We start from the raw sequence: 721 nt of genomic DNA, 5'->3' as shown, positions 1-721 counted from the left end.
TTTATAATGAAGTCTTAATATAGGTTCTTTTAATTCTGTTATATTATTGCTTTGTTTTTCTAACCCTTCCTTAGGATCAAAACTATGATCGTATTTAAACTTAGTAGGGGTAAAGCTTACTTTTAAAGGAAAGTTTTTATCTGTAGTGCAAGCTGAGATTAATTCTTGTAAGATTACAAATTCACCATTAACTTTCTTTTGAGAAAGAGATCCTTTTACATTAACAACTTTAGTACAAGGTGAGCTTACATTACCTATAGTATAAGGACAAGCTACTATACTAGAGTTTAATAAATCACTTTCTAACATTATAGGGATATTATTATCTTTAAAAGTTTTTCCTTTGTTTGATTTGAGTATGACTTTACCCCCATGGATACATTCTAGGTTTTGATTTTCTAAAAGAGCATGGAGTTTAGCTATAGCTTGTTTTTTATCTACTTGTGTGGTTTTTTGTTCTTCTAGAATGTTTGAAATTAAATCTTTATATTCTAAGCTTTGCTTGCTTAAGCATTCTAATTTAATATTTAAAGAATTTTCTAATATAGAATAATTAAGTAAGCAAAGTTCATCATTTTTATAAAAGATGCTAAGTCTTCCTAAACCACTGCTTTCATCTTTAGGGGAAAAATAATAACTGGGTACATCTTGTTTGATTATCCCTTCTTGATCTAATTCTCCAAAATAAAAGGGGTTATTAGAGAATTCTTTAGAGCCTGTT

At 28.2% G+C, this 721-nt stretch carries 1 pseudogene; it reads right to left on the bottom strand.

From position 1 onward, the window contains the following. Positions 1-721: pseudogene (locus H2279_RS08640) on the bottom strand (hypothetical protein); the annotation flags it as partial.

This window comes from Campylobacter sp. B0100352/1 (assembly GCF_020135855.1).
GTDB lineage: Bacteria > Campylobacterota > Campylobacteria > Campylobacterales > Campylobacteraceae > Campylobacter_D > Campylobacter_D taeniopygiae.
The sequence above is the reverse complement of the archived record's forward strand: the minus strand, read 5'-3'. Positions and strand labels throughout refer to the sequence as shown.